This window comes from Burkholderia sp. ABCPW 14 (assembly GCF_001523835.1).
Lineage (GTDB): Bacteria > Pseudomonadota > Gammaproteobacteria > Burkholderiales > Burkholderiaceae > Burkholderia > Burkholderia mayonis.
Genome location: NZ_LOVS01000022.1, coordinates 15,245 through 33,480, shown reverse-complemented (window position 1 = coordinate 33,480; position 18,236 = coordinate 15,245). Strand labels below are relative to the sequence as shown.

14 protein-coding genes and 1 pseudogene are annotated in these 18,236 nt (G+C 66.4%); 14 read left to right on the top strand and 1 reads right to left on the bottom strand.

All coding sequences use genetic code 11. The features are described 5' to 3' along the window. The first annotated feature begins 327 nt into the window (after window positions 1-327). The 3 genes and pseudogenes from WS62_RS04365 to fdhA all read left to right on the top strand — a co-directional run bounded on the left by WS62_RS04365 (window position 328) and on the right by fdhA (window position 2,326). Window positions 328-534 carry a hypothetical protein gene (locus tag WS62_RS04365; protein WP_156440855.1) on the top strand — a complete coding sequence of 69 codons (207 nt, stop codon included), beginning with the start codon at window positions 328-330 and terminating at the stop codon, window positions 532-534. A 96-nt stretch (window positions 535-630) separates the two neighbouring features. Beyond that, window positions 631-831 (top strand): annotated as a pseudogene (locus tag WS62_RS37265) (LacI family transcriptional regulator); the annotation flags it as partial. Window positions 832-1,126: 295 nt separating this feature from the next. Continuing rightward, on the top strand, window positions 1,127-2,326 hold the full coding sequence (fdhA, locus tag WS62_RS04355) for a formaldehyde dehydrogenase, glutathione-independent (protein ID WP_066485243.1): 1,200 nt from the start codon (window positions 1,127-1,129) through the stop codon (window positions 2,324-2,326). Between the two features lie 138 nt (window positions 2,327-2,464). Here the strand turns inward: fdhA and WS62_RS04350 are convergent, their stop codons facing one another. Then, on the bottom strand, window positions 2,465-3,490 hold the full coding sequence (locus tag WS62_RS04350) for a GlxA family transcriptional regulator (RefSeq protein ID WP_066568227.1): 1,026 nt from the start codon (window positions 3,488-3,490) through the stop codon (window positions 2,465-2,467). A gap of 433 nt (window positions 3,491-3,923) precedes the next feature. On the opposite strand from WS62_RS04350, the gene WS62_RS04345 reads away from it, so the two are divergent. From WS62_RS04345 to WS62_RS04295, 11 genes are all read left to right on the top strand, one after another. Then, window positions 3,924-5,198, top strand: coding sequence for a serine hydroxymethyltransferase (locus WS62_RS04345; protein WP_066568224.1), 1,275 nt, complete (start codon window positions 3,924-3,926; stop codon window positions 5,196-5,198). Window positions 5,199-5,252: 54 nt separating this feature from the next. Then, the gene (locus WS62_RS04340) at window positions 5,253-6,224 is read left to right on the top strand and encodes a dipeptidase (protein WP_066568221.1); all 972 of its coding nucleotides are present in this window, start codon (window positions 5,253-5,255) and stop codon (window positions 6,222-6,224) included. A gap of 123 nt (window positions 6,225-6,347) precedes the next feature. After that, on the top strand, window positions 6,348-6,881 hold the full coding sequence (locus WS62_RS04335) for a DUF5943 domain-containing protein (RefSeq protein WP_066568217.1): 534 nt from the start codon (window positions 6,348-6,350) through the stop codon (window positions 6,879-6,881). A gap of 55 nt (window positions 6,882-6,936) precedes the next feature. Then, a complete protein-coding gene (locus WS62_RS04330; RefSeq protein ID WP_066568214.1) occupies window positions 6,937-9,000 on the top strand; it encodes an NADH:flavin oxidoreductase in 2,064 nt (687 codons plus the stop codon). A 2-nt stretch (window positions 9,001-9,002) separates the two neighbouring features. Next, a complete protein-coding gene (locus WS62_RS04325; protein WP_066568211.1) occupies window positions 9,003-10,928 on the top strand; it encodes a (Fe-S)-binding protein in 1,926 nt (641 codons plus the stop codon). A gap of 4 nt (window positions 10,929-10,932) precedes the next feature. Further along, window positions 10,933-12,105: an electron transfer flavoprotein subunit alpha/FixB family protein gene (locus WS62_RS04320; protein WP_066568209.1), complete on the top strand. Its 1,173-nt coding sequence runs from the start codon at window positions 10,933-10,935 to the stop codon at window positions 12,103-12,105. Next, complete coding sequence (locus WS62_RS04315; RefSeq protein WP_066568199.1) at window positions 12,102-12,887, top strand: drug:proton antiporter; 786 nt, start codon at window positions 12,102-12,104, stop codon at window positions 12,885-12,887. The genes WS62_RS04320 and WS62_RS04315 overlap by 4 nt, the downstream gene beginning before the upstream one ends. A 24-nt stretch (window positions 12,888-12,911) precedes the next feature. Continuing rightward, window positions 12,912-14,180: an aromatic ring-hydroxylating oxygenase subunit alpha gene (locus tag WS62_RS04310; RefSeq protein ID WP_156440853.1), complete on the top strand. Its 1,269-nt coding sequence runs from the start codon at window positions 12,912-12,914 to the stop codon at window positions 14,178-14,180. 19 nt (window positions 14,181-14,199) lie between these two features. Continuing rightward, window positions 14,200-15,360 (top strand): hybrid-cluster NAD(P)-dependent oxidoreductase, encoded by a 1,161-nt coding sequence (locus tag WS62_RS04305; protein WP_066568197.1) that lies wholly within the window; start codon window positions 14,200-14,202, stop codon window positions 15,358-15,360. A gap of 109 nt (window positions 15,361-15,469) precedes the next feature. Further along, the gene (locus WS62_RS04300) at window positions 15,470-16,333 is read left to right on the top strand and encodes a glycine betaine ABC transporter substrate-binding protein (RefSeq protein WP_066568195.1); all 864 of its coding nucleotides are present in this window, start codon (window positions 15,470-15,472) and stop codon (window positions 16,331-16,333) included. A gap of 179 nt (window positions 16,334-16,512) precedes the next feature. Further along, the gene (locus WS62_RS04295) at window positions 16,513-18,168 is read left to right on the top strand and encodes an APC family permease (RefSeq protein WP_066568187.1); all 1,656 of its coding nucleotides are present in this window, start codon (window positions 16,513-16,515) and stop codon (window positions 18,166-18,168) included. The last annotated feature ends 68 nt before the right edge of the window (window positions 18,169-18,236 follow it).

The following is an 18,236-nucleotide window of genomic DNA, read 5'->3' as shown; positions in this document are numbered from 1 at the left end:
GCGGGCGATGCCGATGCGGCCGCCGAGGCGGTGATTCGGGCGAATGACGGGGGGAAGTGAACAGGCGTTGCGGGAGTCGATCGATCAGGCATGCGAAGGATGCGCGTCGGTCGCAGCGCCGTGACACTTCACCTCGCGTCGTCAAGTTTCGAGACGACAGCTGGCGGGTACCTTGTTGCCGGCTTTGGGGCGGCGCAGTGACGCAGTGTGAATGTCGGCTCAAGCTGCGGCGCGCGTTTTTCGTCGCAATCTCCGCATCGCGGGCGGTTGCGCGTCCGGTGCGATCGAGCGCGTGCGTTGAGGTTGAAATGCAACCAGCTCCAGTCCTTGCAGGATATTGCCGCGGTATCGGCCGAGTTGCTGCCGAAGCAGGCGCGCGTCCTTCGCAGATTCGATCTCCAGCAGTTTCCACTGTTCACGGAGGATTTCTTCGGTGCTTTCCTCGAGCGCGGCGAGCGAATGCGTGTCGATATCGAGAATCGGCAGGTTTGCGAGAGAAACTTGCTCTGTGCCGAATATTCAAATCGGTTTTGAGAAACGATGACCAGCGCGGTCGCCGCCGGAACGGATGGAGACTGTCCGAGGGGAGATCGTGAAAGTGAATCTGAAAGCGCTGTCGGAGGCGCTCGGCTTGTCGTGCACGACGGTGAGCCACGCGACATCGTGTTTCCGCACCGGGCGACCGCGGTGCTGCAGCCGACCGGGCACGCGTGCGGCCGGGCGATCGCCGAGCTGATGCTCGGCGTCATCGCGGATCCGGCCGACGTCGCGCATCGGCTTGCGTCGCCCGTCGTCGAGCCGGGCGATACGGACGGGCCGGTACGCGGTTGATGCGCGCCTGACGCGGGACGGGGCGAGGCGCGGCGCATCCACGCGTGGCTGCACGCTGCGCTGCGCGACGCCGTGCGCGCGCCACGCCACACTGCGCCGATCGCCGTCGATACTCTCTCCACCCTCGCCGCTTCGTCCGATGTCGGCCGCAGTCAAGCCGATGTCGGTTTTTGGACGCTCGGCCCCCCGGCTCGCGGACTACCCTCGAAAAGCTCGCTGCAAGCCCGTCCGATGCGCCCGAACGCGCGGGCCGGCGACGCGCGGCGCACCGCCAACGAGACATGGAGACAATGCGATGAGCAGCAACCGAGGTGTCGTGTATCAGGGGCCGGGCAAGGTCGAGGTGCAAAAGATCGACTATCCGAAGATGGTCGATCCGAGCGGCCGCGCGATCGGCCACGGCGTGATCTTGAAGGTGGTCAGCACGAATATCTGCGGCTCCGATCAGCACATGGTGCGCGGCCGCACGACGGCGCCCGTCGGGCTCGTGCTCGGTCACGAGATCACGGGTGAGGTGATCGAGGTCGGCCGCGACGTCGAGACGCTGAAGATCGGCGATCTCGTGTCGGTGCCGTTCAACGTCGCGTGCGGCCGCTGCGCGATGTGCAAGGAGCAGCACACGGGCGTGTGCCTGAACGTGAATCCGTCGCGCGCGGGCGGTGCGTACGGCTATGTCGACATGGGCGGCTGGATCGGCGGCCAGGCCGAATACGTGCTCGTTCCGTACGCCGACTTCAACCTGCTGAAATTCCCCGACCGCGATCAGGCGATGGCGAAGATCCGCGATCTCACGTGCCTGTCCGACATCCTGCCGACGGGCTATCACGGCGCCGTGTCGGCCGGCGTGAAGCCCGGCTCGACCGTCTACGTCGCGGGCGCGGGCCCTGTCGGGATGGCGGCCGCCGCGTCGGCGCGCCTGCTCGGCGCCGCCTGCACGATCGTCGGTGACATGAACGCCGAGCGTCTCGCGCATGCGAAGGCGATGGGCTTCGAGGTCGTCGATCTGTCGAAGGACGCGACGCTCGGCGAGCAGATCGAGCAGATCCTCGGCAAGCCGGAGATCGATTGCGCGGTCGACTGCGTCGGCTTCGAGGCGCACGGTCACGGCTCGTCCGGCCACGCGGAGGAAGCGCCCGCGACGGTGCTGAACTCGCTGATGGAAATCACGCGGCCCGCCGGCGCGATCGGCATTCCGGGCCTGTACGTGACGGACGATCCGGGCGCGAAGGACAAGGCCGCGCAGCACGGCAGCCTGAGCATCCGCTTCGGCCTCGGCTGGGCGAAGTCGCATACGTTCTTCACGGGCCAGACGCCGGTGCTGAAGTACAACCGCAACCTGATGCAGGCGATCCTGTTCGACCGGCTGCCGATCGCGAAGATCGTCAACGTGTCGGTGATCTCGCTCGACCAGGCGCCGGAAGGCTACAAGAAGTTCGACGGCGGCGCGCCGCGCAAATTCGTCATCGATCCGCACGGCATGCTGAACGCCGCCTGATGCACGCGCAGGCGCGGCGCGATCGGCGCCGCGCCGGAGAACAAGCACGGCCCGCTGGCCTGGAAAACCGGCGGGCCGTTCGTTTCGGGTTCCGAAGCGTGCGAAGCGGACGCGTGCCGCAATGGTCGCGCAGCGCGCTCAGGCGTGCAGCAACATCGATGGCACGGGCGCGCCGCTCGCCATCGCAGGTTGCGCCAGCGGCGCAACCTGCTTGCGGCGCTCGCGCGTCGGCGCGGTGCCGAACGCGTCGCGATAGCTCTTGCTGAAGTGGCACGCGGACTGGAAGCCGCACGCCATCGTGATGTGCATGATCGACATGTCGGTCTGCAACAGCAGTTCGCGCGCGCGGCGCAGGCGCAGCGTCAGGTAATAATGCGTCGGCGTCATCCCGAGATGCTCGCGGAAGAGGCGCTGCAACTGCCGCTGCGACATGTTCGCGAGCCGCGCGAGCTCTTCGCGCGACAGCGGCTCTTCGATGTTGTTCTCCATCAGCGAAATCACTTCGAACAGCGACTTGTTCGCGGAGCCGAGCCGCGCGACGAGCGGCATCCGTTGCTGCGCGCTCGTGTCGCGCACGTGCTCGACGATGAACTGCTCGGCGATCTGCGTGACGCGCGCGGTGCCGATCCGTGCGGCGATCAGGTTCAGCATCATGTCGAGCGGCGCGACGCCGCCCGTGCACGTCACGCGGTCGCGGTCGATCACGAACAGTTCTTTCAGGAAGCGGGTGTCCGGAAATTCTTCCTTCAGCGCCGAAAGATTTTCCCAATGGATCGCGCACGCATAGCCGGCGAGGAGGCCCGCCTTCGCGAGCGCGTAGGTACCGGTGCACAGGCTGCCGAGCGCGAGGCCCGCGCGCGCGAAGCGGCGCAGCGCCGCGAGATGCTCGGGGCGCGTTGCGTGCTGCACGTCGACGCCTCCGCAGACGAACACGATGTCCGGCCGCCCGGCGCAGTCGGCCGGGCCGGTGTCGACCGAAAGCCCGTTGCTCGCGCTCACCGAGCCGCCCTCCGGGCTGATGATCGACCAGCGGTACAGCGGCTGCCCACTCAGGTAGTTTGCCATCCTGAGCACTTCGATCGCGTTCGTGAACGCGATCATCGTGAAATTGGGCAGCGGCATGAACGCGAAATGAGACAGCGACGCGGTGCGGTCGGGCGACATGGGGAGGCGTTCCTTGAATCTGGTCTTGATGCAGCCGGGGCGCTCGGCTTGCGTATTGTGAAATCGAGCGCAACAAGCGTGCCATACGGCTAAACCCTGATCGGCGCGATTGCGTGCCGGCCGCGTTTCGCTGCACCGCACCGCAACCGGGAGCGGCTGCGCAGCGCAAGTGCAGCGGCGGCACCTCGCCAGTGCCGGACGGCGTGCGGGCGCCCGGGATCGCCGGCGCAAAAAACGCACGATCGGTCACTTGTTCAAAAGTGACGAACATGTCGGAAAAGGGAAAGAAAGCGTCTGAATTCATCAATCGGCGAAAAATCCGAACGACAAGAATAGAGCCGTCGGCAGCCGCTGCGGCGGGACGCCAAAACGCCGTGCGACGGGCCTTCGAGCCCGCCCCGGCGCCCCTCAAAATCCAGTGACGAGACGCTCTATGTCGAACGCCAATCCTTTCTTCTCGCAATCGCTCGCCGAGCGTGACGCGTCCGTGCGCGGCGCGATCCTCAAGGAACTCGAACGGCAGCAGTCGCAAGTCGAGCTGATCGCGTCGGAGAACATCGTGTCGCGCGCGGTGCTCGAGGCGCAGGGCTCGGTGCTGACGAACAAGTATGCGGAAGGCTATCCGGGCAAGCGCTATTACGGCGGCTGCGAATTCGCGGACGAAGTCGAGGCGCTCGCGATCGATCGCGTGAAGCGGATCTTCGACGCCGGCTATGCGAACGTGCAGCCGCACTCCGGCGCGCAGGCGAACGGCTCGGTGATGCTCGCGCTCGCGAAGCCGGGCGATACGGTGCTCGGCATGTCGCTCGACGCGGGCGGGCACCTGACGCACGGCGCGAAACCGGCGCTGTCAGGCAAGTGGTTCAACGCGGTTCAGTACGGCGTGAACCGCGACACGATGCTGATCGATTACGACCAGGTCGAGGCACTCGCGCACCAGCACAAGCCGAGCCTCATCATCGCGGGCTTCTCCGCGTATCCGCGCAAGCTCGACTTCGCCCGCTTTCGCGCGATCGCCGATTCGGTCGGCGCGAAGCTGATGGTCGACATGGCGCACATCGCCGGCGTGATCGCCGCGGGCCGCCACGCGAATCCGGTCGAGCACGCGCACGTCGTCACGTCGACGACGCACAAGACCCTGCGCGGACCGCGCGGCGGCTTCGTGCTGACGAACGACGAAGACATCGCGAAGAAGATCAACTCGGCGGTGTTCCCCGGCCTGCAGGGCGGTCCGCTGATGCACGTGATCGCCGGCAAGGCGGTCGCGTTCGGCGAGGTGCTGACGGGCGACTTCAAGACCTACATCGACCACGTGCTCGCGAACGCGCAGGCGCTCGGCGAAGTGCTGAAGGCGGGCGGCGTCGATCTCGTGACGGGCGGCACCGACAACCATCTGCTGCTCGTCGATCTGCGTCCGAAGGGCCTGAAGGGCGCGCAGGTCGAGCAGGCGCTCGAGCGGGCGGGCATCACGTGCAACAAGAACGGCATCCCGTTCGACACCGAGAAGCCGACGATCACGTCGGGCATCCGCCTCGGCACGCCGGCCGGCACGACGCGCGGCTTCGGCGTCGCGGAATTTCGTAAGGTCGGCCGGCTGATTCTCGAGGTGTTCGACGCGCTGCGCGCGAACCCGGAAGGCGGCCGCGCGACCGAACAGCGCGTGCGCCGCGAGATCTTCGCGCTCTGCGAGCGCTTCCCGATTTACTGAGCGCCGCGCATCAGCACGACGACCGACCAACGCGCAGACCAGACTGGAGAATCCATGAGCACGCTGCATCAGGACAGCATCATCATCGATGGCCTGAACATTTCGAAGTTCGAACGTTCGGTGTTCGAAGACATGCATCGAGGCGGCGTGACGGCCGCGAACTGCACGGTGTCCGTGTGGGAGAACTTCACGAAGACGGTCGACAACATCGCGCTGATGAAGAAGCAGATTCGCGACAACGGCGAACTGCTGACACTCGTGCGCACGACCGACGACATCTTCCGCGCGAAGCAGGAAGGCAGGACGGGCGTGATCCTCGGCTTCCAGAACGCGCATGCGTTCGAGGACAACCTCGGCTATGTCGAGGCGTTCGCCGACATGGGCGTGCGCGTCGTCCAGCTCTGCTACAACACGCAGAACCTCGTCGGCACCGGCTGCTACGAGCGCGACGGCGGATTGTCGGACTTCGGCCGCGAAGTGATCACCGAGATGAACCGTGTCGGGATCATGGTCGATCTGTCGCACGTCGGCGGCAACACGTCGTCGGAGGCGATCGCGTTCTCGAAGAAGCCCGTCTGCTATTCGCACTGCCTGCCCTCCGGCCTGAAAGAGCATCCGCGCAACAAGAGCGACGCGCAGCTGAAGGAGATCGCCGATGCAGGCGGCTTCGTCGGCGTGACGATGTTCGCGCCGTTCCTGAAGCGCGGGATCGACGCGACGATCGACGACTACATCGAAGCGATCGATTACGTCGTGAACCTGATCGGCGAGGACGCGGTCGGCATCGGCACCGATTTCACGCAAGGCTTCAGCGTCGACTTCTTCGACTGGCTCACGCACGACAAGGGCCGCTACCGCCGGCTCACGAATTTCGGCAAGGTCGTGAACCCGGAAGGAATCCGTACGATCGGCGAATTCCCGAACCTGACGGCCGCGATGGAGCGCGCCGGCTGGAAAGCGTCGCGCATCCGCAAGATCATGGGCGAGAACTGGGTGCGCGTGTTCAAGGAGGTCTGGGGCGCGTAGACGTCCGCTTTCCTCGCTTTCAACCGATTCGATTCAGGACGCGCCCGCTCGACGAGCGACGGCGCGCGGACGATGCCGCGCGTGCGCGAAGACGCCGCGCGTTTTACCCCACGGAGTCACACGATGCAACCGCAACTGCCGATCGACGTCGATCCGAACACCGGCGTCTGGACCACCGATGCGCTGCCGATGCTGTACGTGCCGCGCCATTTCTTCACGAACAACCATACGGCGGTGGAAGCGGCGCTCGGCCGCGATGTCTACGCGGACATTCTCTACCAGGCCGGCTACAAGTCGGCGTACCACTGGTGCGACAAGGAGGCGAAGCAGCACGGGATCGCCGGCATGGCGGTGTTCGAGCATTACCTGAAGCGCCTGTCGCAGCGCGGCTGGGGGCTGTTCTCGATCATCGAGGCCGATCCGGCGAACGCGCGCGCGAAGATCGAACTGCGCCACTCGTCGTTCGTGCTCGCGCAGCCGGGCAAGGAAGGCAAGCTCTGCTACATGTTCGCCGGCTGGTTCGCGGGCGCGATGGACTGGGTCAACGACACGGCGCCGGCAGGCTCGGGCGCGCCGCGCGCGCAATCGAAGGAAGCGCAATGCGCGGCCGAAGGCCACGACCATTGCGTGTTCGAAGTGTCGCCGCTTTCGCACTGACACGACATCCACCACGCCCACGTCACGCTTACGAGAACGCCAGAGGTCGCCCGCGATGCGCTATCCCCATCTGTTCAAACCCTTGACGCTGAATCAGCTCACGCTGCGCAACCGGATCGTCAGCACCGCGCACGCGGAGGTATACGCGGAACCGGGCGGGCTGCCCGGCGATCGCTACATCCGCTACTACGAGGAAAAGGCGAAGGGCGGGGTCGGCCTCGCCGTGTGCGGCGGGTCGAGCCCGGTATCGATCGACAGCCCGCAAGGCTGGTGGAAATCAGTGAACCTGTCGACCGACAGGATCGTCGATCCGCTGTCGCGGCTTGCCGAAGCGATGCATCGGCACGGCGCGAAGATCATGATCCAGGCGACGCACATGGGCCGACGCTCCGCCTTTCACGGCGAGCACTGGCCGCACCTGATGTCGCCGTCGGGCGTGCGCGAGCCGGTGCACCGCGGCAACGCGAAGATCATCGAGGTCGAGGAAATCCGCCGGATCATCGGCGATTTCGCCGCGGCCGCGAAGCGCGTAAAGGATGCGGGGATGGACGGCATCGAGATCTCGGCCGCGCACCAGCATCTGATCGACCAGTTCTGGAGCCCGCGAACGAACTTCCGTGCTGACGAATGGGGCGGCAGCCTCGAGAACCGGCTGCGTTTCGGCGTCGAAGTGCTGAAGGCGGTGCGCGAGGCGGTCGGCCGCGATTTTTGCGTCGGTCTGCGGATGTGCGGCGACGAGTTCCACGAGGACGGCCTCGATCACGAGCAGTTGAAAGAGATCGCGCAGGCGATGTCCGAGACGGGCTTGATCGATTACCTCGGCGTGATCGGCTCGGGCGCGGACACGCACAACACGCTCGCGAACTGCATGCCGCCGATGGCGCTGCCGCCCGAGCCGTTCGTGCATCTCGCGGCGGGCATCAAGTCGGTCGTCAAGATCCCGGTGATGCACGCGCAGAGCATTCGCGATGCCGGTCAGGCCGAGCGCCTGCTCGCGAACGGGATGGTCGATCTCGTCGGCATGACGCGCGCGCAGATCGCCGATCCGCACTTGGTCATCAAGATCCGCGACGGCCGCGAGGACGAGATCAAGCAGTGCGTCGGCGCGAACTATTGCATCGACCGCCAGTACAACGGCCTCGACGTGCTGTGCGTGCAGAACGCGGCGACGTCGCGCGAGGCGACGATGCCGCACGTGATCGAGAAGTCGCGAGGGCCGAAGCGCAAGGTCGTCGTGGTCGGCGCGGGGCCGGCCGGACTCGAAGCGGCCCGCGTCGCGCGTTCGCGCGGCCATGACGTCGTGCTGTTCGAGAAGCATCACGAAGTCGGCGGGCAGATCATGCTCGCCGCGAAGGCGCCGCAGCGCGAGCAGATGGCGGGCATCGTGCGCTGGCTCGACATGGAGACGAAGCGTCTCGGCGTCGATCGGCGTCTCGGCGTCGAAGCGGACGAGAAGATGATCATGGCCGAGAAGCCGGACATCATCGTGCTCGCGACGGGCGGTTCGAGCTTCACGCAGCAGGTGCCCGCCTGGGGCGTCGCCGAAGGGCTCGCGGTCAGTTCGTGGGACATCCTGTCGGGCCGCGTCGAGCCGAAGCGCAACGTGCTCGTCTATGACGGCGTCAGCACGCACGCCGGCGCGGGCGTGGCCGATTTCATCTCGAGCCGCGGCTCGAAGGTCGAGATCGTCACGCCGGACGTGAAGGTCGCCGACGACTGCGGCGGCACGACGTTCCCGATCTTCTACCGGCGTCTCTATGCGCAGGGCGTGATCCACACGCCGAACTACTGGCTCGATCGCGTCTATGAAGAGGACGGCAAGAAGATCGCGGTGCTGCGCAACGAATACACAGAGGAGCAGGAGGAGCGCGCGGTCGATCAGGTCGTGATCGAGAACGGCGTCACGCCGAACGACGCGCTGTACTGGAAGCTGAAGCCGGAATCGGTCAATCGCGGCCAGATCGACGTGCACAAGCTGTTTGCCGCCGAGCCGCAGCCGTGCCTGTCCGAGGCGCTCGGCAACGGCCGCTTCCTGCTGTTCCGCGTCGGCGACTGCATCTCGATGCACAACATCCATGGCGCGATCTACGACGCGCTGCGCCTCGTGAAGGATTTCTGACGATGAATCCGGCCTTTCTGATTACCGCGTTGCTGTGGCTGTCGGTCGCGGGCCTCGCGTTCGCGGTCGCGAAGCGTTCGTCGTACTGGCGGCTGGGCCGCGCGACCGCACCCGGCGCGTTTGGGCTCGCGAATCTGTTTGCGATTCCGAAGCGTTATTTCGTCGATCTGCACCACGTCGTCGCACGCGATCCGTATATCGCGAAGACGCACGTCGCGACGGCGGGCGGCGCGATCGCCGCACTCGCGCTCGTGTTCGTCAACTACGGGCTCGCGATCTATTCGCCGTGGCTCGACAAGCTGATCTTTCTCGCGGCGCTCGCGATGCTCGTCGGCGCGGTGTTCGTGTGGCGCCGCCGTCGCGCGAAGAACGTGCCCGCGCGTCTGTCGCGCGGCCCGTGGAATACGCTGCCCTGGCTGCTCGGCGCGTTCGCGCTCGGTCTCGTGCTGTTCATGCTCGTGCCGACGGCCGCGATGTCGGGCGCGTTCGCGGTGTTGTGCGCGGTGCTGATCGGCGTCGGTGCGTTTGCGATGACGGTCGGCGCGGCGAAGGGCGGGCCGATGAAGCATGCGATCGCGGGTCTGCTGCATCTCGCGTTCCATCCGCGTCAGGAGCGCTTCGCGGCGACGCGCGAGTCGTACGCCGACCACGGCGCCGCGACGCCGCCGACCGCGCTGAAGCCGTCCGACGTCGAGCATGACGAGTACGGCGTCGCGAAGCCGGCCGAATTCCGCTGGAATCAGCTGCTGAGCTTCGATGCGTGCGTGCAGTGCGGCAAGTGCGAAGCCGCGTGCCCCGCGTTCGCGTCGGGCCAGCCGCTCAATCCGAAGAAGCTGATCCAGGATCTCGTCGTCGGGATGGCGGGCGGCACCGACGCCGCGTACGCGGGCAGCCCGACGCCCGGGATTCCGGTCGGCCAGCACGGCGGCGATCCGCAGCGTCCGATCGTGTCTTCGCTGATCGAGGCCGACACGCTGTGGTCGTGCACGACGTGCCGCGCCTGCGTGCAGGAGTGCCCGATGCTGATCGAGCACGTCGACGCGATCGTCGACATGCGACGCAACCAGACGCTCGTGCACGGCGCGGTGCCCGGCAAGGGCGCGGACGTGCTAGCGAATCTGCGCGAGACAGGCACGATGGGCGGCTACGACACCGCCGCGCGCTACGACTGGTCGGTCGACCTGAGCGCGCCCGTCGCGCAGCCGGGGCGTCGTGTCGATGTCCTGATCGTTGCCGGCGAAGGCGCGTTCGACATGCGTTATCAGCGCACGCTGCGCGCACTCGTGAAAGTGCTGAATCACGCGGGCGTCGATTACGCGGTGCTCGGCCGCGCGGAAACGGACACGGGCGACATCGCGCGCCGGCTCGGCGACGAAGCGACGTTCCAGCAGATGGCGAAACGCCTGATCGGCACGCTCGGCACGCTGTCGTTCGAGCAGATCGTGACGGCCGATCCGCACGTGATGCACAGCCTGCGCAACGAGTACCGCGCGCTCGGCGGCCGCTACACGGTCAAGCATCACACGACTTTCGTCGCCGAGTTGGTTGCGGCCGGGAAGATCAAGCCGCAGGCGGCCGAAGCGCTGCGCGAGAAGCGCATCGCCTATCACGATCCGTGCTATCTCGGCCGCTACAACGGCGAGACGGAAGCGCCGCGCACGCTGCTGAAGACGATCGGCATCCAGGTCGTCGAGATGGAGCGCCATGGGATGCGCGGCCGCTGCTGCGGCGGTGGCGGCGGCGCGCCGCTCACCGACATCCCGGGCAAGCAGCGGATTCCCGACATCCGCATCGCCGACGCGCGCGCGGTGGGCGCGGACGTCGTCGCGGTCGGCTGTCCGAACTGCACCGCGATGCTTGAAGGCGTCGTCGGCCCGCGGCCCGACGTGCTCGATGTCGCCGAACTCGTCGCCGCCTCGCTGGAGTGACCCGATGACCACGCTCAAACGAATCGATCCGCGCCGGCCGTTCGTCGTCACCGCGGCGGGCCTGAAACGCATCACGCTCGGCGAGACCGGAAGCGCATCCGGCGACGCGGCGCAGTGGGCGCCGCACGCACACGGCGCGTCGGCCGCGAAGCCGGTGCGCGTCGTGCGGGAAGCTGCACGTGTCTTCCTTGTCGCCGCGCACAGCGAGCGCGGCGCGCTCAACGACCATGCGCGTCAGACGCTTGCGGCCGCCGCGCTGCTCGCCGATGCGCAAACCGAAGTCGCGCTTGTCGTGTTCGGAGAACTGAACGACGACGCGGGCGCGCTCGGCGCCGACACACTGATCGTGCTGCGGGGCTTCGACCGCCGCGCGTTCGCGCCGGAGCGCGAGCTCGACGCGCTGCGCGCGTGCGCGGCCGCGCTGTCGCCGCGGCATGTGTTCATTCCCGACAACGCGACGGGTGACGGCGATCTCGGCCGCCGCTACGCGGCAGCGACGAACGCGAGCGTCGCGACGAACGTCGTCGAGATCGCGGCGGATCACGTCGGCGCATACGTCGATGCGAAGCGCGGCTTCGCGACACGCGCGTTGCCCGACGTCGTGCTGCTCGCGCCGGACGCGGTCGAGCCGAAGTTGCCGTTCGTCGGCGCGGCGCGCGAGCGCACGCTCGACGACGCGCCGGGCGCAGGCTCGGTCGCCGGCGGCGACTATCGCGATCTCGGCCTCGAAGAGATCGACGCTGCGCAGGTCGCGCTCGAAGAAGCGGACTTCATCGTGTCGGCGGGCAACGGCGTGACCGACATCGCGGCGTTCGAGACGCTCGCCGCAACGTTCGGCGCGGCGATCGGCGCGAGCCGCGTCGCGGTCGACAACGGCCACTTCACGCGCGACAAGCAGGTCGGCGCGACCGGCAAGACGGTCGATGCGAGCGTCTACATCGCGTTCGGGATCTCGGGCGCCGTCCAGCACCTTCAGGGGATCAAGGACTGCCGCCACGTGATCGCGGTGAATCTCGACGGCAGCGCGCCGATCGCCAAGCGCGCGAACCTGACGATCGTCGGCGATGCGCAGGCGACGATCGCCGCGCTGATCGACGAGGCGAACGCCGCGCGTGCCGCGCATGTGCGATCACGCGCCGCATCGCAAGAGACCGAATACGTGGGAGCCGCTGCATGAATGCAAATCGAAAGCTGGGAAGCATCGCGGTGCTCGTGTCGGTCGGACGCCATCCGGTGTCGGGCGCGCCGCGCTACAGCCGCAACGACGCGGCCGCGCTCGAGATCGGCCGCGCACTGGCCGCTGAGCATCGCGCGCGCCTGGACGTGATTCACGCGGGCGACTCGCGCAATCCGGCGCTTGCCGACTACCTCGCGCTCGGCGCGGCCGGCGTCGAGGTGCTCGAATGCGCGGCCGGCGACGACGCGGCCGCCGCGCTCGCCGAACGCGTGCGCGGCCACGATCTCGTGCTCACAGGCACGCGCGCCGAAGGTGCGTACGACACCGGCATGTTGCCGTATCGCGTCGCGGCGGCGCTCGGCTGGCGGTTCGCCGGCGCGGCGGTCGACGTGAGCGTCGACGCCGGGCGCGCGACGCTGCGGCAATTCTTGCCGAAAGGCGTTCGTCGGCGCGTCGACGCGGCGCTGCCCGCCGTCGTTGCCGTGCATCCGCTCGCGAACGCGCAGCCGCGCTACGCGTATGCGCGGCTGCGCGCGGGCGAGGTGCGCGCGACGCGCGTCGCGACGCATGCGTCGGCGGACGCCGCGCATTGGACGACGCGCGCGGCCGAGCGCAAGCCGGTGAAGCTCGCGGCCACCGACAAGCGCTCAGGCCACGCGCGGATGCTGTCCGCGACGACGACCGAAAGCCGCGGCGGAAACGTCGTAATTGAAGGGAGTTCGGTCGAAAAAGCACAAGTGATCCTCGCGTATTTGCGCGAGCATCAGCTCATCGATTACTGAACGATGCCTGTCGGCAACAACACCATGGATGTAAGGAATCCGGAGCACACGATGAAAGTATCGGCAGACATCCGCGCGCTCGTGGCGCGGCGCAAGGCGGGCTACAGCCTCGAGGCCCCGTTCTATCTGAGCGACGAGATCTTCGCGCTCGACATGGACGCGATTTTCCGGCGACATTGGATTCAGGTGGGCGTCGAGCCGGACGTGCCCGAGCCCGGCGATTACGTGACGGTTCAGCTCGGCGCCGATTCGATCCTGATCGTGCGCGACGACGACATGCGGATTCGCGCGTTCCACAACGTCTGCCGCCATCGCGGCGCGCGCCTGTGCAACGAAGAAAAGGGTTCGGTCGGCAACATCGTGTGTCCGTATCACAGCTGGACGTACAACCTGACCGGCCAGTTGATGTTCGCCGAGCACATGGGAGAGAAGTTCGATCGCTGCAAGCACAGCCTGAAGCCCGTGCACCTGGAGAATCTCGCGGGACTCTTGTTCGTATGCCTCGCCGACGAGCCGCCGACCGATTTCGCGACGATGCGCGCGGCGATGGAGCCGTATCTGCTGCCGCACGATCTGCCGAACACGAAGATCGCCGCGCAGATCGACATCATCGAGAAAGGCAACTGGAAGCTGACGATGGAGAACAATCGCGAGTGCTATCACTGCGTCGCGAACCATCCGGAGCTGACCATTTCGTTGTACGAATACGGCTTCGGCTATCAGCCGTCGCCCGCGAACGCCGAAGGAATGGCTGCGTTCGAGCGCACCTGCGTCGAGCGCGCCGCGCAGTGGGAAGCGCTGAACCTGCCGTCCGTCGAAGTGGAGCGCCTGACCGACGTCACGGGCTTCCGCACGCAGCGGCTGCCGCTCGATCGCAGCGGAGAATCGCAGACGCTCGACGCGAAGGTCGCGTCAAAGAAGCTGCTCGGCGAATTCCGCCGCGCGGACCTCGGCGGGCTGTCGTTCTGGACGCAGCCGAATTCGTGGCACCACTTCATGAGCGATCACATCGTCACGTTCTCGGTGATTCCGCTGTCGGCGGGCGAAACGCTCGTCCGGACGAAATGGCTCGTTCACAAGGACGCGAAGGAAGGCATCGACTACGACGTGAAGAACCTGACGGCCGTCTGGAACGCGACGAACGACCAGGACCGCGCGCTCGTCGAATTCTCGCAGCGCGGCGCGGCGAGCACCGCGTATGAGCCGGGCCCGTATTCGCCGTTCACCGAGGGACTCGTCGAGAAATTCTGCGAGTGGTACGTCGGCCGCCTGGCCACGCATATCGGCGCATAGCACGTCGACGGAGCGCAACATGATGCGAGATGCCGCGAATTTCGAACCGGCCGACAGCCGCGTGACGCGTCCCGCGTTCTGGCAGGCGCTGCCGGAGCGCTGGACGAGCGACGTCGAGGAGACGCTCGTCTGCTGCCACGTGCGCCAGGAAACGCATGACGTGAAGAGCTTCTTCTTCCGCTCGCCGCAGGGGCGAGCGTTCTCGTTCGAGCCCGGGCAGTTCGTCACGCTCGAGCTCGACATCGACGGCGAGACGATCAACCGCTGCTACACGATCTCGTCGTCGCCCGCGCGGCCGCACACGATCTCGATCACGGTCAAGCGCGTGCCGGGCGGCAAGGTGTCGAACTGGCTGCACGACAACCTGCAGCCGGGCGCGCCGCTGCGCGTGCTCGGCCCGGCGGGCGGGTTCACCTGCGCGCGGCATCCGGCGCGCAAGTACCTGTTCCTGTCCGCGGGCTCGGGCGTCACGCCGCTGATGTCGATGAGCCGCGCGCATCACGATCTCGCCGAAGATCGCGACATCGTGTTCGTCCACAGTGCGCGCACGCCGGACGACATCATCTTCGCGCGCGAGCTCGACCTGATTGCGTCGACGCATGCGAACTTCCGCGCGGCGTTCGTTTGCGAGCGGCTCGGTGCACGCACGAACTGGCACGGCGTGACGGGCTTCCTGTCGCTGCCGATGCTGAAGCTGATCGCGCCGGATTTTCAGGAACGCGAAATTTTCACGTGCGGACCCGCGCCGTACATGAAGGCGGTGCGCGACATGCTCGACGAAGCCGGGTTCGATCGCCGCCGCTATCACGAGGAGAGCTTCTCGTTCGAGACGCCCGCCGAAAGCGAAACGCAGGTGAGCGACGGCCACGCGGCGTCGGTCGATGCGGCGGGCGATTCCGCGAGCGATGCGCAAGTGCGCCAATACACGGTCGCGTTCGCGAAGAGCAACCGCGAGATCGCATGCGGCGCGGATCAGCACGTGCTCGACGCGGCGCGCCGCTCGGGCGTGCGCCTGCCCGCGTCGTGCACGCAGGGGATGTGCGGCACCTGCAAGGTGAAGCTCGTGTCCGGCGAGGTCGACATGAAGCACAACGGCGGCATTCGTCAGCGCGAAATCGATCAGGGGATGGTGCTGCTCTGCTGCAGCAAGCCGCTGTCCGATCTCGTCGTCGACAAGTGAGCGCGTCGCGGGTGCGCAAGAACGTGTCGCAAAAGAACGATACCGGGGAATTGTGGTTGAAGAACCTGGAGAGGCCCTTCGCTTTTCGACAACCTCAAGGAGATCGATCATGAAATTCCTCTCGAAATTAATGGGCTGCGGCTTGCTGTCGATGATGCTTGCCGCCGCCGCGCCGGTGCGGGCCGATACGAAGCCGACGCTGAAGATCGGCTACGTCGAAGGCTGGGACGACAGCGTCGCGACGTCGAACGTGGCCGCGCGCATCATCGAGACGAAGCTCGGCTACCCGGTGCAGCTCGTGCCGGTTGCGGCGGGCGTGATGTGGCAGGGCGTCGCGCGCGGCGATCTCGACGCGACACTGTCCGCATGGCTGCCCGTCACGCAGGGTGCGTACTGGGATCAGTTCAAGACGAAGGTCGTCGATCTCGGCACCAATTTCCCCGACGCGAAGATCGGCCTCATCGTGCCGAGCTACGTGAAGGCGAAGACGATCGAAGATCTCAACGCGGAAAAGGCCGACTTCGCCGGCCGCGTCGTCGGCATCGATGCAGGTGCGGGCGTGATGCGCAAAACCGACGACGCGATCAAGGCATATGGCCTGAACTATTCGCTGATGCCGAGCTCGGGCAGCGCGATGACCGCGGAGCTCGCGCGCTCGATTCACGCGAACAAGCCGGTCGTCGTGACGGGCTGGGCGCCGCACTGGATGTTCGCGAAGTGGAAGCTGCGTTTCCTCGACGATCCGAAGAAGGTCTACGGCGAAGCCGAGCACGTCGACAGCGTCGCGAATCCGGCGCTCGAAACGAAGGCGAAGCCGGTCGCCGCGTTCCTGAAGAAGTTTCAGTGGAAGCCGGGCGAGATCGACGGCGTGATGCTCGCGATCCAGAACGGATCGAAGCCTGCGGCGGCGGCCGATGCATGGATCGCCGCGCATGGCGATCGCGTTGGCGAATGGGTCGGCTCCGCGCAATGACGACCGTCCGCTCAGGCCCGTGTAAGCGGGCTTGGGCGGGTGGTGAAAAATTCAAAGGCATCCGAACTAATTAGCAAAAATAGTGGGTTTTTACGCTGGATTTTTGACATTTTGCGACTCGTACAACGAAGTGTTGTTAGAATGTGCCCTTGTGCGGAGTCTTCACCGGAGGATTTTGGATGAGTCAGGCAGGACTGCGCGCGCGCAGCACCAGCGACATTGAGGCAACCATCTCACATGAAGAAAGAGGCCACACGCTGCATCGTGGCCTCAGTTGGAAGGACGCATTTTGGGTGACGAGCGGCGTGCCTGCGGGCGTGCTGTTCACGATCGGCGGCGTATGCGCGACGGTCGGCCAACCCGCGTGGGCGGTGTGGATCGCCGCGATCACGATGGGGTTGATTCAAAGCGCGACTTATGCGGAAATTTCCGGGCTATTTCCCCATAAATCAGGCGGCGCATCGGTTTACGGTGCGATCGGCTGGGTGCGATACAGCAAGTTGATCGCTCCGGTCTCCGTATGGTGCAATTGGCTCGCGTGGTCGCCGATGCTCGCGCTCGGTTGCGGCCTCGCAGCAAGCTATGCACTCACCAGCCTGTTCCCGGCGGACGCAGCGATCCTTCGCTGGCAATGGACGCTCGCCGATCTCGGCTTCATCAAGCCCGGCCTGACCCTGCGGGTCAACGCCACCTTCGTGATCGCGACGATCCTGCTGCTGATCACGTTCAAGCTGCAGCACAGCGGCGCATCGAAAGCCGCGCGCACGCAGCGCATTCTCGGCATCGCGTCGTTGACGCCGCTCCTCATCGTCGGCATCGTGCCGTTCGTCACGGGCGATGTGCCGATGTCGAATCTCCTGCCGCTCTTGCCGCTCGGCCACGACGCGCAGGGCAATCTCACGGCGGCCACGTTCGGCAGCTGGAACGGGCAGGGCGTCGTGATGGCGCTCGGCGCGATGTTCATGGCGGGGTGGGCGTCGTACGGCTTCGAAACGGCCGTCTGCTACACGCGCGAATTCCGCGATCCGCGCCGCGACACCGCAAAGGCGATCTTCTGGTCGGGTGCGCTGTGCCTGATCGTGATGACGCTCGTGCCGATGGCGTTCCAGGGCGCGCTCGGCACCGCGGCGATGCTCGATCCGCGCATCGGCGACGGCACGGGCGTCGCGGCTGCGATGGCGCGCATCGTCGGCGGCGGCGCATGGGTCGCGAACGCGGTGGTCGTGATGCTGATGCTGTCGATCCTGCTGATCGTGATGACGTCGATGATGGGCTCGTCGCGCACGCTCTATCAGGCGTCGGTCGACGGCTGGCTGCCGAAGTACCTGTCGCACGTGAACGAGCACGGCGCGCCGACGCGCGCGATGTGGACCGATCTCGGCTTCAATCTCGTGCTGCTGCTGATGTCGGACTACATGACGGTGCTGTCGATATCGAACGTCTGCTACATGTTGTTCGTCTTCCTGAATTTGCAGTCGGGCTGGATTCATCGGATGGATCGCGGCGAATGGGAGCGGCCGTTCCGCTGCCCGACGTGGCTGCTCGTGCTCGGCTCGATCTGCGGCTATGCGAATCTCGTCTACGTCGGCGCGGGTGCGGATCTGCAAGGCGCGGGCACACTGCGCAACGGCCTGATCGCGATGCTGCTGATCGTGCCGGTGTTCGTCTATCGCCACTACTGGCAGGACCGCGGCCGCTTCCCTGCGCAAATGCAGCGCGACATGGAACTCGTCGTGCCGCCGCGCAGCGCGTGGCTGAACGCGGTGCCGTATGCGGCGCTCGCAGCCGCCGCGCTGACGATCTGGATTGCGTACTACTTCGCTTGGGTTCGATAGGCCGTGTGCGCAAGGCGGAATGCCCGGATGCATCGTCGCACCCGGGCCAAAGCGGATCTGAGAAGCGG